Annotated in this window: 1 protein-coding gene; it reads left to right on the forward strand. The window is 69.4% G+C overall.

Going from position 1 to position 1,031, the window contains the following annotated elements; translation table 11 throughout:
* Positions 1-1,031: allantoicase (gene alc, locus NX068_RS21075; protein ID WP_263463202.1), on the forward strand; the 1,031-nt coding region annotated here is incomplete at both ends.

The raw sequence follows: 1,031 nt of genomic DNA on the forward strand, positions 1-1,031 counted from the left end.
ATGGCCAGCCACACCCCCGGCGCCCCCGTCTTCGCCGCCCCCGCCGAACTGCCCGACTGGGCCCTGCGCTCGGTCGATCTCGCCAACCCCCGCCTCGGCGCCAAGGCGATCGCCACCTCCGACGACTTCTTCGCCGAAGTCTCTCGCATGCTCAACCCCGAACCCGCCCAGTTCGTCCCCGGCAAGTTCGACACCAACGGCAAGTGGATGGACGGCTGGGAGTCCCGACGCAAGCGCGTCGCCGGCCATGACTGGGCCATCGTCCGACTCGGCGTCAAGGGCCTCATCCGCGGCTTCGACATCGATACCTCCCACTTCACCGGCAACTACCCACCCGCCGTCTCCATCGAGGCCTGCGTCTCCGATTCCGACGACGCCGAAACCCTCAAGGCCGCCAACTGGACCGAGATCCTGCCCGCCACCCCCTGCGGCCCCAACAGCCACCACATCGTCGAGTGCGCCAGCGCCGAAGCCTGGACCCACCTGCGGGTGAACATGTACCCCGACGGCGGCATCGCCCGGCTGCGCGTCTATGGCCGGCCGGTCGGCTCGCTCTCCGCCGCCGCCGGCGAACTGGTCGATCTGGTGGCGATGGAGAACGGCGGCCGCGCCGTGTCCTGGAACGACGCCAGCTTCGGTTCGTCCGCCGCCGCCCTGCTGCTGCCCGGCCGCGGCATGAACATGGGCGACGGCTGGGAAACCCGCCGCCGCCGCGAGCCCGGCAACGACTGGTGCGTGCTCGAGCTGGGCGCGCCCGGCACGGTCGAGAGGATCGAGGTCGATACCGCCTTCTTCAAGGGCAACTACCCCGACCGCTGCTCGGTCCAGGCCGCCTGCGTCACCGGCGGTACCGACCGCTCCATCACCACCCAGTCCATGTTCTGGCAGACCCTGCTGCCCGAGCAGAAGCTCGAGATGGATGCGATCCATACCTTCACCGAGCAGATCGCCAAGCTCGGGACCATCACCCACGTGCGATTCAACATCTTCCCCGACGGCGGCGTCTCCCGACTGCGGCTGTGGGGAAAGCC

Origin of the sequence: Thauera carbonicopians (genome assembly GCF_025699485.1) — a bacterium.
Lineage (GTDB): Bacteria > Pseudomonadota > Gammaproteobacteria > Burkholderiales > Rhodocyclaceae > Thauera.